The sequence below is a fragment of the Streptomyces sp. NPDC002104 genome (assembly GCF_053593795.1).
In genome coordinates this window covers 1-13,115 of record NZ_JBSFDF010000047.1, presented here as the reverse complement: position 1 = coordinate 13,115, position 13,115 = coordinate 1, and the positions used below count along the sequence as shown (strand labels likewise).

Sequence of the window (13,115 nt, the reverse complement as noted above, 5' to 3'; positions counted from 1 at the left end):
CATGAATGCCATGAACGCTATGAACCAGCAGCTCGCGGGCTACGCCCCGACCCCCGTCACGGCCCGCATGGAGAACCACGGCCGCGCGATGCTCAAGGTCGCCATGCAGAGCGGCCAGGACCTCTTCGCGCGCACCGGATCGATGGTCGCCTACGAGGGCTTCGTGCAGTACGAGCCCAACCCGCCGGCCGTCCGCCAGATGGCCTCGCAGTGGCTCACCGGCGAGGGCGCCCCGCTCATGAAGTGCACGGGCGACGGCCTGCTCTACCTCGCCGACTACGGCGCGGACGTCGTCGTGATCAACCTCAACAACGACTCGCTCTCCGTCAACGGCACCAACCTCCTCGCCTTCGACGCCCACCTCCAGTGGGGCGTCGAGCGGGTCAAGGGCATGGCCAAGTTCGCCGGTCAGGGTCTGTTCAACGTGTCGGTCGCCGGCACCGGCTGGGTCGCGATCACCTCGCGCGGCACACCGATGGTGGTGGACTGCGGCCGCGGCGAGGACGAGACGTACGTGGACCCCGACGCGCTCGTCGCCTGGTCCCCGAACCTCAAGGTCAAGGGCAAGCGCAGCTTCAAGGCCTCGTCGATGATCGGCCGGGGCAGCGGGGAGGCCTACCAGATGGCCTTCTCCGGCCAGGGCATCGTCGTCGTACAGCCCAGCGAGGACAGCACCGACCGGCTCCGGGCCCGGGGCTGAGGGGGAGAAGACACACCATGCAGAGCTCACTTTTCGCCCACGCCGAGGCGCAGACCCAGGAGCGGTACGCCGTCCAGAACCCGCAGCTGCTGCGGGTCTCGCTGACCGGCTCCGACGACGTGCTCGCCCGCAAGGGCGCGATGGTCGCCTACCAGGGGATCATCGACTTCGACGGCGAGTACCAGAGCACCACCCAGCGCAACGCCCGCGCCCGCACCGGTGAGGGCCTCGACCTGATGCGCTGCTCCGGACAGGGCACGGTCTACCTGGCCAACCTGGCGCAGTACGTCCACGTCGTGGACGTGGACCAGGACGGCCTCACGGTCGACAGCAGCTATGTGCTGGCCCTGGACTCCACCCTGCACACCGAGGCCATCGCGGTGGACAGCCAGTACGGGATCTCCGGCTCCGGCAAGTACCAGCTCAACATCACCGGCCGCGGCAAGGTCGCGCTGATGACCTCCGGGCAGCCGCTGATGATGCAGGTCACGCCCGACAAGTACGTCAACGCCGACGCCGACGCCATCGTCGCCTGGTCCACCTCGCTGCGCGTGCAGATGCAGGCCCAGACGCACTCCACCGGCGTCTGGCGGCGGCGCGGCAACACGGGCGAGGGCTGGGAGCTGAGCTTCCTCGGCACCGGCTTCGCCCTGGTCCAGCCCAGCGAGGCGCTCCCGCCGCAGAACGCGCAGATCGGGCAGGGCGCGGCCGCGCAGTTCGGCATGGGCCAGCACGGCGCCCACGCGCAGAACCAGAACAACGCCTGGAACTAGCCGTCCGGCGCACACGAAGGGGGGCGGGCCTCATCGGGCCCGCCCCCCTTCGCCCGTCCGGCGCGGTCAGAGCCGCGCCAGGGTCGCCTCCAGCAGCCGCACCACCGAGGCGTCGGCCACCTCCGCCACCTGGGCGTACGGGAACCAGCGCAGGTCCAGCGACTCGTCGCTGATCGCTTCGAGGGCACCGGCGGGCGCGAGCACCGCGTACTGCACGTCGAGGTGCCAGTTGCACGGAGCCGGGATCGGGTGCCGGTCCAGGCGCACCGGGCCACCGGGCACCAGGGTCAGCCCGGCGGTGATGCCGGACTCCTCGCGGGCCTCGCGCAGGGCGGCCTCGGCGAGGGTGGCATCACCCGGCTCGCAGTGCCCGCCCATCTGGAGCCACATGCCCAGCTTCTTGTGCAGGGTCAGCAGGACGCGCTCCCGCTCCGGGTCGATCACCAGCGCGCTGCCGGTGACATGGCCCGCCTGGCAGGGCTTGTAGACCCCGTCCGGATGGGCCGCGAGGTGCTCCAGGTAGACGTCGCGCAGCTCGGGCTGGTCCTCGTAGCCCTTCAGGACGAGGACCGCATCTTCGCGCAGGCTCACTTGGTGTCGTCGCCGTCCTGGTCGCGCTTCTGGGCGGCCTCGCCCAGCATCTTGTCGATCTCGGAGAAGTCCAGCTGCTCGCGGTGCACGAACCCGTCCGGGTCGTCCAGGTCGGAAGCGGTCGGCAGCATGTCCGGGTGCTCCCACAGCCCGTCGCGCCCGTCCACGCCGCGCGCGTCCGTGAGCGAGGCCCACAGCCGCGAGGCGTCGCGCAGCCGGCGCGGCCGCAGCTCCAGCCCGATCAGCGTCGCGAAGGTCTGCTCCGCCGGGCCGCCCGAGGCGCGCCGCCGGCGCATGGTCTCGCGCATGGCGTCTGCCGAGGTCAGCCGGGGCTTGGCGGCCTCGTGCACGACCGCGTCCACCCAGCCCTCGACCAGCGCGAGCGCGGTTTCCAGACGGGCCAGCGCGGCCTTCTGCTCGGGGGTGTCCTGCGGCTGGAACATGCCGCCCTGGAGGGCTTCCTGAAGCTGCTCCGGGTTCGACGGGTCGAGCTGGCCGACCACGTCCTCCAGCTTCGAGGTGTCGACCTTGATGCCCCGCGCGTACCCCTCGACGGCGCCGAAGAGGTGCGAACGCAGCCACGGCACGTGCGCGAAGAGACGGGCGTGGGCGGCCTCGCGCAGGGCCAGGTACAGCCGTACCTCGTCGGAGGAGACGCCCAGGTCCTTGCCGAAGCTCTCGATGTTCAGCGGCAGCAGGGCCGCCTTGCCGGCCGGGCCCAGCGGCAGGCCGACGTCGGTCGAGCCCACGACCTCGCCCGCGAGGGTGCCCACGGCCTGGCCGATCTGCTGGCCGAACATGGCCCCGCCCATGGAGCGCATCATGCCGAGCAGCGGGCCCGCCATGGCCTGCATCTCCTCGGGCAGGACGCTGCCCATGGCCGCGCCGACGCGCTCGGCGACCGGGTCCACGAGCTCCTTCCACACCGGCAGGGTCGCCTCGACCCATTCGGCGCGGCTCCACGCCACGGCCGTCGCGGCGCCCGACGGCAGCGAGGTGACGTCGTCGAGCCAGTGGTCGGCGAGGCGCACGGCCTCCTCGACGGCCGACCTCTCGGCGATGCCCACACTGGCGTCCTTGACCCCGTCCGAGGTGCCCTGGGCCACGGTCTGGCGGGCGATGTCCTTGGCCATGTCCCAGTTGACCGGGCCGCCCTCGTAGCTCAGCATCTGGCCGAGCTGCTGGAAGGCGGCGCCGAGGTCGTTCGGGTTCATGGAGCCGAACATCGCCGCGAAGGGGTTGTCGGCATCGCCCGGGCCGCCGGAGCCGCCGGGCAGGCCCGTACCGAACCCGAACGGAATCGGGCCGCCCTCACCGCCCTCGTTGCCCTTCTTCTTGCCCTCGTCGCCGTTGTCCGGCTCCTCGGGCGGAAGGCCGAATCCGAATGGGGTGTCGCTCACGGGTTTCCTCGGCTCGTAGGGCCGCCGGCGGGAGCCGGCGGGCAATGGGTCGACAACACCACCCAGCGTAGACACCAGACCCGCTTCCGGGCTCGGTGCTCCGCCGACTCCTGGGCTGCGGCAGGATGGACATCGACTGGTGGGTGCGCGTCACGGCGCGTCCCTACTGAAGACAACCGCTGGAGACGCCTGGTGAGTTCCCCAGATCCGCACGCTTTGGACGAGCAGGGCCCGGAAAACCGCCCTGAGCACGGCGAAGACGCCCAGGGCGTTCGCCGGACGCGAAACCCGGGCGGCTCCGCGCGCCGAGGCCCCGTGATCGCGGTGACCGGGGCCGCCTCGGGGGTCGGCGCGGCCCTGGTGACCAGGCTGGCCGCGTCCGAGGAGGTCAAGCAGGTCGTCGCGATCGACGAGCGGCGCGGGGACTGCACCGACGCGCAGTGGCACCTCCTGGACGTACGGGACCCCGCCATCGCGGAGAAACTGCGCGGCGCGGACGTCGTGGTGCACCTGGCCCTCGACCTCGACCTGGAGACGGACCCGGCGGCCCGTACGGCGTACAACGTGCGGGGGACCCAGACCGTCCTCACCGCCGCCGCGGCCGCCGGAGTGCACCGGGTCGTGCTCTGCACGTCCGCGATGGTCTACGGCGCCCTGCCCGACAACGACATCCCGCTCTCCGAGGACGCCGAGCTGCGCGCCACCGCCGAGGCGACCGGAGTAGGCGACCTGCTGGAGATCGAGCGGCTGGGCCGCCGGGCGCCGCGCGCGCACCCCGGCCTGAACGTCACCGTGGTCCGCCCGGCGGTCCTGGTCGGCGGCACGGACACCGCGCTGACCCGCTACTTCGAGTCCCCGCGCCTGCTGGTGGTGGCGGGCTCCCGCCCGACCTGGCAGTTCTGCCACGTCGAGGACCTGGTCAGCGCGCTGGAGTACGCGGCCCTGGAGAAGGTGGAAGGTGAGCTGGCGGTCGGCTGCGAGGGCTGGCTCGAACAGGAGGAGGTCGAGGAGCTGAGCGGCATCCGCCGCATGGAGCTCCCGTCGGCCGTGGCCCTGGGCGCGGCGGCCAGACTGCACCGCATCGGCCTCACTCCGTCCCCGGCGGGGGACCTCGCCTACACGATGCACCCGTGGGTGGTCAGCGTCAGCGGGCTGCACGCGGCGGGGTGGCGGCCGCGCTGGACCAACGAGGAGGTGCTGGCCGAGCTCCTCCAGGAGGTCGCGGGCCGGCACACGGTCGTGGGGCGCCGGCTGGGCCGCAAGGACGCCACGGCCGCGGGGGCCGCGGGCGCGACGGTCGCCCTGCTGGGCGCCGCCGCCGCGATCCGCGCCGCGCGCCGCCGCCGGGGCATCTGACCCGTACGGGGCCAGGGCCCCGGGCGGTCCCCCTGGCCGGGCGGCCCCCCCCTGGCCGGGGGGTCCGCCCCGCCCCCGCTCCTCAACCGCCGGAGGGGCTGGATCTCCCCCGGCGGGGCGGCCGCGGCCGGAGCGTTTCTGTAGAAGGCTCCCAAGGCCTCGGCCGCCGCCCTGGTGAAACGGCTATTCCGCCGGGTCAGCGGCTAGGGCACGATGGAAGGTATGGCACCGCACTTCGACCACCCCGGCGAGCACGCCGCTCCGGACCCCATCCGGCTGCTCGAAATCCGTGAGACCCCGCTCTCGATCGACGAGGTCTTCCAGGCCGTCGGCGACGACGCGACGGGCGGCACCACGCTCTTCGTCGGCACGGTGCGCAACCACGACAGCGGGGCGGACGTCGACCAGCTCGGCTACTCCTGCCATCCCTCCGCCGAGGCGGAGATGCGCCGCGTCGCCGAGCGCGTCATCGAGAAGTACCCGGTCCGCGCGCTGGCCGCCGTCCACCGCATCGGCGACCTGGCCGTCGGCGACCTCGCGGTGATCGTCGCCGTGTCCTGCCCCCACCGCGGCGAGGCCTTCGAGGCCGCCCGCATGCTGATCGACGACCTCAAGCACGAGGTCCCGATCTGGAAGCACCAGACGTTCGCGGACGGCACGGAGGAGTGGGTCGGCGCCTGCTGAGGCAGGGCCGGGGCCCGCTCATTGCCCCGTTCGGACGCGCAACACGCCCTCGATTTGCGTAACCCCCTCCCGGGCAGCAGCGTTGAAGCCACCAACAACACGTACTTCGGGGTAGGGAGACACGCCCATGGCGTCTTTGGCGTGGTTGCTGATTCCGCTGTTCGCCGCGATCGGAGCGGCGATATGGGGCAGCTGGGCGGCACGCGACCGCACGGCCGGCGACATATCCGAGCTCGCGGGCTACGCGCGGTTCCGCGAGGCCATGGGCCAGAGCGAACCGGGCGCGGCCAAGGCGGGCGCGGACGCACAGCGCAAGAAGGACACCGTGGACTCCGTCTGACGCGGTGCCGGGCCCCGTACGGACCGGCCCCGGGGGCCGCTCGTCAGGGCCGTCACGTACTGTCGATCCATGCCACGCCGCACTGCGACGATGCTCGCCTCCACCCTCATGCTGTTCGCGCTGCTCTGCGCGGGAGTGTTCATGAAGGCCCCGTACTCCGAGATGAGCCCGGGCCCGACCGTGAACACGCTCGGGGACTCGCACGGCGAGCCCGTCCTGAACATCTCGGGGCACAAGACGTACCCGACCACCGGGCACCTGAACATGACGACGGTCCGCGTCACCGGTGCGGACTACGACATGAACCTGCTGGAGGCCGTGTACGGCTGGGCGGCGGGCGACAACATCGTCGTCCCGCACGAGAACCTGTACCCGGACGGCAAGACGGAGCAGCAGTCCACGCAGGAGAACGCCGAGGAGTTCAGCCAGTCGCAGGAGAGCGCCAAGGTGGCCGCCCTCAAGCAGCTCGGCATCCCGGTCGCCGCCCGCGTGATCGTCGCCTCCGTGGTCAAGGACAGCCCCTCCGAGGGCAAGCTGCACGCCGGGGACGTCATCAGGGCGGTGGACGGCACCCCCGTCAAGGCCCCCGAGGACGTGGCCAAGCTGGTCACCAAGCACAAGCCCGGCGAGCCGGTCGAGTTCACCATCGTGCCCGCCGCCGAGGCAGCCGAGGCCGAGAAGGCGCAGCGCGAGCCCACCGGCACGACGAAGGTCACGATCACCGCCGGCAAGGCGGAGGGCGACGGTCACGCCATCGTCGGCATCCGGGCCGGGACCGACCACACCTTCCCGTTCACCATCGACATCAAGCTCGCCGACGTCGGCGGCCCCAGCGCCGGCCTGATGTTCGCGCTCGGCATCGTCGACAAGCTCACCCCGGAGAACCTGACCGGCGGCAAGTTCGTCGCGGGCACCGGAACCATCGACGACGCGGGCAAGGTCGGCCCCATCGGCGGCATCCAGATGAAGACCATCGGCGCCCGCCAGGCCGGCGCCCAGTACTTCCTGACCCCCGCCGAGAACTGCGCCGCCGCCGCGGGCGCCGTGCCCGACGGGCTGACGCTCGTGAAGGTGTCCACCATCGACGACGCCGTGAAGGCGCTGGAGAAGATCGGCAAGGGGGACACGGCCGGGCTGACGCAGTGCAGCGCCAAGCCCTGACCGTCTCCCCTCCGGCGTCCCCGCCGGACTAGTCGAGGAAGGTCGCGGCCAGTGCCTCGGCGAGCCCCGGCACCAGCGTCGCGCCGGTCAGCACCTCGTTCGCCGAGTCCTTGTCCCGCAGCCGTACGGCCGACTCCCGCGAGCCGTCGCGCAGGACGCCCACGGTCAGCCGCACCTCCTGCCGGTCCGGGTGGGAGGCGACCCACTTGGCCAGCTGCCTGTCGCTGAGCCCCTCCGGCACGGAGGACTCCGCCGACGGCGGCAGCATGAGCCGCTCCACCGTCAGCGCGCAGCCGAGGATCGACGGGGGCCAGGCGATGGTGCCCAGGAACTTGTCCAGCGGGGTCCCGGCCGGCACCTCGTCCTGCTCGATCGGGGTGAGCTGGTTCTTGCCCGTGTCGTCCTGGTCGAGGCCGAGCTGGCGGGCGACGCCCGGGGCCTCCTTGCGCAGCCTGGACGTGTCGACCAGGGCGAAGAGCCGGGCGGGCTTGTCCCAGCCGAGGGTGGAGGCGTACTCGTCGATTTCGAGGACGGCACGGGTCAGCGGGCTTGCCGCCATAGGGGTGCCGGGGGACGGCGAAAGGTTGGACATGGGCAACATCCTGCCTCCTTTCCACCCGATACCGGGAACTGACTAAAGCCTCAGTAAGTTCCATGAGTGGGCCCTACGATCGGGGGCCCATGCTTTGAAAACTCATCGCATCACTTACACACAGCGACTTTCGAGGTGCGCACCTTGGCTTTCCAGATGCCGGACCGCGGCGGAGGCCCCTCCGGGCCACGGATGAGAGTCGGCCGCCCGTCCCGGCGCGCCCGGACTCTTCTGATGACCTTGGGCGTGCTTGCCGTCCTGGCCATGGCGTTCATCATGTTCGCCGGCTTCTGGACGGACTGGCTCTGGTTCCGCTCCGTCAACTACTCCACCGTCTTCACCACCACCCTGTGGACCAAGGTCGGCCTCTTCGCCGTCTTCGGCCTCCTCATGGCCGGTGCCGTCGGGCTCAACATCTGGCTGGCCCACCGGCTGCGGCCGCCGCTCAGCGCGATGTCGATGGAGCAGCAGAGCCTCGACCGCTACCGGATGAGCGTCGCGCCGTACCGCAAGTGGCTGCTGCTCGGCATCTCCGCACTGGTCGGCCTGATCGCGGGCGCCTCGGCGGCGGGCCAGTGGAAGACCTGGCTGATGTACGTGAATGGGGTGCCCTTCGGCACGAAGGACCCCCAGTTCAACCTGGACGTGTCGTTCTACACCTTCGACCTGCCCTGGTACCGCTTCCTGCTCGGCTTCGGCTTCGCCGCCGTCGTGCTCTCGGTGATCGCCGCCGCCGTCGTGCACTACCTCTACGGGGGACTGCGCGTCACCAGCCCGGGTGCGCGGGCCACCGCCGCGGCGACCGGCCACCTGTCGGTGCTGCTCGGCCTCTTCGTCACGCTCAAGGCCGTCGCGTACTGGCTCGACCGGTACGGCCTCGCCGTGAAGTCCAGCGACTTCAAGGCCGCGGACAACTGGACCGGGCTGCGCTACGTCGACGCCAACGCCTACCTGCCGGCGAAGACGATCCTCGTCGCCATCGCCGCGATCTGCGCGGTGCTGTTCTTCGCGACGCTGTGGCGCCGCACCTGGCAGCTCCCGGTGATCGGCTTCGGCCTGATGGTGCTCTCGGCGATCCTGATCGGCGGGCTGTACCCGGCGATCGTGCAGAAGTTCCAGGTCCAGCCGAACGAGCAGGCCAAGGAATCCCCGTACGTCCAGAAGAACATCAAGGCGACGCGCGACGCCTACGGGGTCGCCGACGCCTCCGTCAAGGACTACCCGGGCCTGCCGGACCCCAAGGCGGACAAGAAGGTGCTCCGCCAGGAGGCCAACACCACGGCGAGCATCCGCCTGCTCGACCCGAACATCGTCTCCCCGGCCTTCCAGCAGCTCCAGCAGAACAAGGGCTACTACGGTTTCCCGGCCACGCTGGCGGTCGACCGGTACAAGGGCCAGGACACGGTCATCGGGCTCCGTGAGATCAACCTCGCGGGCATCCCGAAGAACAACTGGATCAACGACCACTTCCGTTACACCCACGGATTCGGTGTGGTCGCGGCCAAGGGCACCGAGGTCACCTCGAACGGCGAGCCGCTGTTCACCGAGTCGGGCCTGCCCGCGGCGGGCGACCTCGGGGAGTACGAGCAGCGGATCTACTACGGCGAGCAGACGAAGCAGTACTCGATCGTCGGCGGACCGCAGAAGGAGCTCGACTACGCCAACGACTCGGGCGAGAAGGAGACCACCTACAAGGGCGACAGCGGGGTGAGCCTGAGCAACCCGGTGAACCGGGCCGCGTACGCCCTGGCCTTCAGCGAGCCGCAGATCCTCTACTCCGGTGCCATCGGCGAGGGTTCGAAGATCCTCTACAACCGCACGCCCAAGGAGCGGGTCGAGGCGGTCGCCCCGTGGCTGACGATCGACGGAGCCGTCTACCCGGCGGTGATCGACGGCCGGGTCCAGTGGATCGTGGACGCCTACACCACGACCAACGGCTACCCCTACGCGTCGCGCACCCAGCTCGGTGACAGCACGGCGGACTCGCTGACCAACTCCCAGCGCGCGGTGGTGGCGCAGGAGAACCAGGTCAACTACATCCGCAACTCGGTGAAGGCCACCGTCGACGCCTACGACGGCACGGTCAAGCTGTACCAGTGGGACACCAAGGACCCGGTCCTCAAGACGTGGATGAAGGCCTTCCCCGGCACGGTGAAGGACAAGAAGGACATCTCGCCGGCCCTGATGGAGCACCTGCGCTACCCGCAGGACCTCTTCAAGGTCCAGCGCGAGCTGCTGACCCGCTACCACGTCACCGACCCGCAGACCTTCCTCAGCGGCAGTGAGGTCTGGGCCGTCCCGGACGACCCGACCACCAAGGCGGGGACGGCGGTTCCGCCGTACTACCTCTCCATGAAGATGCCGGGCCAGAAGGATCCCAACCAGGCCTTCTCCCTCACCACGACGCTCACGCCGAACGGCAGGGACAACCTGAGCGCCTTCATGGCGGTCAACGCCGATCCCACGACCGCGGACTACGGCAAGATCCAGTTGCTGAAGCTGCCCACCCAGAATCCGGTGGACGGCCCGAAGCTCGTCCAGGCGAGATTCAACTCCAAGCCGGAGATCGCCCAGGAGATCAACATCCTGAGCCGGGGCGATTCCCAGGTGGAGTACGGCAACCTGCTCACGGTCCCGCTCGACAAGGGAATGCTCTACGTCGAGCCGGTGTACGTGCGCGGCGGCGGCCTCAAGTACCCGCTGCTGAAGAAGGTCCTGGTGACCTACGGGGACAAGACGGCCTTCGAGAACACGCTGGAGAAGGCGCTGAACGTGGTGTTCGGCGCCGAGTCGGCGACCCCGCCCCCGGGCGACGGGACCACCACTCCGCCGGGCGACGGGACCACGACCCCGCCGCCGGCCAACCAGGACCCGACGGTCAAGGCGGCCCTGGCCGATGCGCAGACGGCGGTCGACGAGGCCGACAAGGCGCTCAAGGCCGGCGACTGGGCGGCGTACGGAAAGGCCCAGGGCGACCTGCAGGCCGCGCTGAAGCGGGCGATCGAGGCCGAGGCGAAGGCGACACCGCCCGCGACCACGCCGACGCCCACCGGATAGCGGTAATGGTTCCACCCCGCGTCGTGCTACTGTTGGTTTACCGACGCGGGGTGGAGCAGCTCGGTAGCTCGCTGGGCTCATAACCCAGAGGTCGCAGGTTCAAATCCTGTCCCCGCTACTGAAGACGAAGGCCCGGATCCGATGGATCCGGGCCTTCGTCATGCCCAATCGAGTTTTTCGCCGACTCGGTCACTGGGGAGGGTGAGTTGGGGTGTGAGCGTGTTTGACTTGTCTCTCTGTGGGCATGTCGACAAAACGCTGTAGTGACCTCACTGACTGCGACATACCAGGTGTACGCGGGTAGCAGGTGATGCGACGATGGGATTTATGGGGGACAGGTCAACTCTGCTGGAGACAGGGCGGTTTGTGAGGGCGGACTCCGAATCGGAACCGGAGGCCGATGGGGCGGCTCAGGCCGTTGACGTGCGGACCGCGATGACCACGCGGGCCGTACGGACCACGGCCGCGGCGCCGACCACGCCGGACGTGTCGGGCGCGTCAGTCGCGTCAGTCGACGAGTTGTTCGACGACGCGGTCTTCGCGCTGACCGACGCGGCCAGCGACGCCGCGCTGGAGGCCCGGCACCGGATCGCCGCCGACAAGGGGGACCCGGGCGCGATGAGCGTCCTGGGGGCCCTCCTGCTGCGCCGCGGCGACCTCGCGGCAGCCGAGCCGTACCTGCGCGGGGCGACCGGCGCGGGCGACCGCGCGGCCGCCAACAACCTGGGCGTCCTGCTGCACCAGCGCGGCTACCCCGAGGAGGCCGCCGGCTGGTGGCGCGTGGCCGCCGTGGCCGGATCCGCTCCCGCCGCGCACGCCCTGGGCCGCCACTACCGCGAGCGGGGCGACGAGCCCGCCGCCGAGTACTGGATGCGCCAGGCGGCGGAATCCGGCCATGCCCTGGGGGCCTACGGCCTCGCCGACCTGCTGGAGCACCGCGGGGACAAGGGCGTCGAGCGCTGGTTCCGCGCCGCCGCGGAGCAGGGGCACCGCGAGGCCGCGTACCGGCTGGCCCGGCACCTGCGCAAGGGCGACCCCGCCGAGGCCGAGCAGTGGTACCGGCAGGCCGCCGCGCGCGGCCACCGGCGCGCCGGGCTGCACCTGGGCGCGCTGCTGGAGGCGCGCGGGGAGCTGAAGGAGGCCGGGCGCTGGTACCTCACCTCCGCCAAGCAGGGCGAGGCCCGGGCGGCCTGCGCCCTCGGCTTCCTGCTGCGCGACGCCGGCGACGAGGAGAACGCGGCCACCTGGTGGCTGAAAGCCGCCCAGGACGGCGACGGCAACGCCGCGAACGCGCTCGGCGCCCTGCACGCCGCGCGCGGCGAGACCCAGACGGCCGAGAAGTGGTACCGGGCCGCGATGGACGCGGGCGACCAGAACGGGGCGTACAACCTCGCGCTGCTCTGCGCCGCCCAGGAGCGGACCGGCCCGGCCGAGCAGTGGTACCGGCGCGCCGCGTACGCGGGACACCGCGAGGCGGCCAACGCGCTGGCCATCCTGCTGCTGCAGGGCGGCGACGCGGAGGGCGCCGAGCCGTGGTTCTCCAAGGCGGCGGAGGCGGGCAGCGTGGACGCCGCCTTCAACCTCGGCATCCTGTTCGCCAGCCGCGACGAGGACCGCACCGCCCTGAAGTGGTACGAGCGGGCCGCGTCGGCGGGACACACCGACGCGGCCCTCCAGGTCGGCATCGCGCTGGTCCGCGACGGCGAGGAGCGGGCGGCGGAGCGGCACCTGCGCTGCGCGGCCGGCGGCGGCAGCGCGGAGGCCGCCTTCCGGCTGGCCGCGCTGCTGGAGTCGCTGGCCCCGCCGCCGGAGCCGGTGGCGCTGGGCGAGTCGGTGGGCGCGGCCGCGCGCACCGAGAGCGAGGAGTGGTACGAGCGGGCCGCGGAGCTGGGGCACCGCCGCGCCCAGGTGCGGGTCGGGATGCTGGCCGCCGCGCGGGGCGAGCTGCGGGCCGCGGCCCGCTGGTACCGGGAGGCGGCGGAGGCCGGCTCGCGCAACGGAGCCTTCAACCTCGGGCTGCTGCTGGCGCGCGAGGGCAACGAGCCCGAGGCGGCCCTGTGGTGGACCCGCGCCGCGGTGGCCGGACACGGGCGGGCGGCGCTGCGCCTCGGCCTGCTCGCGGCCCGGCAGGGAGACCTGACGGAGGGCCAGAAGTGGTGCGTGCGCGCCATGGAACTGGGCCCCGCGGAGGTCTCCGAGCGGGCGGCCCGGCTGCGCGACGCGCTGGCCGAGGAACTCTCGGCCTGACCGGCTCGGCCCCGCCCGTTAACCGATTTGCATCTGCTCGCCGTGCTCGCGTAGAGTCAGGTTTACCGACGCGGGGTGGAGCAGCTCGGTAGCTCGCTGGGCTCATAACCCAGAGGTCGCAGGTTCAAATCCTGTCCCCGCTACTGAAGAACCGAAGGCCCGGATCCCCTTGATCCGGGGCTAACGTCGTTTGTGAAGGCGCAAGCGAAAGCGA

The 13,115-nt window shown here is 71.3% G+C and carries 11 protein-coding genes and 2 tRNA genes; 10 read left to right on the top strand and 3 right to left on the bottom strand.

The annotated features are described in order from the left end of the window. The first annotated feature begins 19 nt into the window (after positions 1-19). Positions 20-700, top strand: a complete 681-nt coding sequence (locus ACWCP2_RS29940; protein ID WP_327309266.1) for an AIM24 family protein — start codon at positions 20-22, stop codon at positions 698-700. Between the two features lie 17 nt (positions 701-717). Then, positions 718-1,473: an AIM24 family protein gene (locus ACWCP2_RS29935; protein WP_450911681.1), complete on the top strand. Its 756-nt coding sequence runs from the start codon at positions 718-720 to the stop codon at positions 1,471-1,473. Positions 1,474-1,539: 66 nt separating this feature from the next. Here the strand turns inward: ACWCP2_RS29935 and ACWCP2_RS29930 are convergent, their stop codons facing one another. Both ACWCP2_RS29930 and ACWCP2_RS29925 read right to left on the bottom strand, forming a co-directional pair. Further along, positions 1,540-2,064, bottom strand: a complete 525-nt coding sequence (locus ACWCP2_RS29930) for an NUDIX hydrolase (protein ID WP_450911680.1) — start codon at positions 2,062-2,064, stop codon at positions 1,540-1,542. Further along, positions 2,061-3,464 carry a zinc-dependent metalloprotease gene (locus ACWCP2_RS29925; protein WP_450911679.1) on the bottom strand — a complete coding sequence of 468 codons (1,404 nt, stop codon included), beginning with the start codon at positions 3,462-3,464 and terminating at the stop codon, positions 2,061-2,063. Before ACWCP2_RS29925 ends, ACWCP2_RS29930 begins: the two co-directional genes overlap by 4 nt. Before the next feature lie 192 nt (positions 3,465-3,656). Between ACWCP2_RS29925 and ACWCP2_RS29920 the strand changes: the two genes are divergently transcribed. The 4 genes from ACWCP2_RS29920 (at position 3,657) to ACWCP2_RS29905 (ending at position 7,005) form a co-directional block, all read left to right on the top strand. Next, positions 3,657-4,820: an SDR family oxidoreductase gene (locus ACWCP2_RS29920; protein ID WP_450911678.1), complete on the top strand. Its 1,164-nt coding sequence runs from the start codon at positions 3,657-3,659 to the stop codon at positions 4,818-4,820. A gap of 222 nt (positions 4,821-5,042) precedes the next feature. Then, entirely contained in the window at positions 5,043-5,504 is a 462-nt protein-coding gene (locus tag ACWCP2_RS29915; RefSeq protein WP_450911677.1) for a molybdenum cofactor biosynthesis protein MoaE, read from the top strand. 127 nt (positions 5,505-5,631) lie between these two features. Further along, positions 5,632-5,844, top strand: coding sequence for a hypothetical protein (locus ACWCP2_RS29910; RefSeq protein ID WP_389435611.1), 213 nt, complete (start codon positions 5,632-5,634; stop codon positions 5,842-5,844). 69 nt (positions 5,845-5,913) lie between these two features. Beyond that, positions 5,914-7,005 carry a YlbL family protein gene (locus tag ACWCP2_RS29905; RefSeq protein ID WP_450911676.1) on the top strand — a complete coding sequence of 364 codons (1,092 nt, stop codon included), beginning with the start codon at positions 5,914-5,916 and terminating at the stop codon, positions 7,003-7,005. Between the two features lie 28 nt (positions 7,006-7,033). Here ACWCP2_RS29905 and ACWCP2_RS29900 read toward each other — a convergent pair whose 3' ends face one another. Further along, positions 7,034-7,606 (bottom strand): PPA1309 family protein, encoded by a 573-nt coding sequence (locus tag ACWCP2_RS29900; RefSeq protein WP_450911675.1) that lies wholly within the window; start codon positions 7,604-7,606, stop codon positions 7,034-7,036. Between the two features lie 126 nt (positions 7,607-7,732). Here ACWCP2_RS29900 and ACWCP2_RS29895 point away from each other — a divergent pair, with 126 nt between their 5' ends. The 4 genes from ACWCP2_RS29895 (at position 7,733) to ACWCP2_RS29880 (ending at position 13,044) form a co-directional block, all read left to right on the top strand. Further along, entirely contained in the window at positions 7,733-10,654 is a 2,922-nt protein-coding gene (locus tag ACWCP2_RS29895) for a UPF0182 family membrane protein (RefSeq protein ID WP_450911674.1), read from the top strand. A 44-nt stretch (positions 10,655-10,698) separates the two neighbouring features. Continuing rightward, a tRNA-Met gene (locus tag ACWCP2_RS29890) sits at positions 10,699-10,772 on the top strand. Between the two features lie 200 nt (positions 10,773-10,972). Then, the gene (locus ACWCP2_RS29885; RefSeq protein ID WP_450911673.1) at positions 10,973-12,901 is read left to right on the top strand and encodes a tetratricopeptide repeat protein; all 1,929 of its coding nucleotides are present in this window, start codon (positions 10,973-10,975) and stop codon (positions 12,899-12,901) included. A gap of 69 nt (positions 12,902-12,970) precedes the next feature. After that, positions 12,971-13,044, top strand: a tRNA-Met gene (locus ACWCP2_RS29880). Positions 13,045-13,115: the final 71 nt, after the last annotated feature.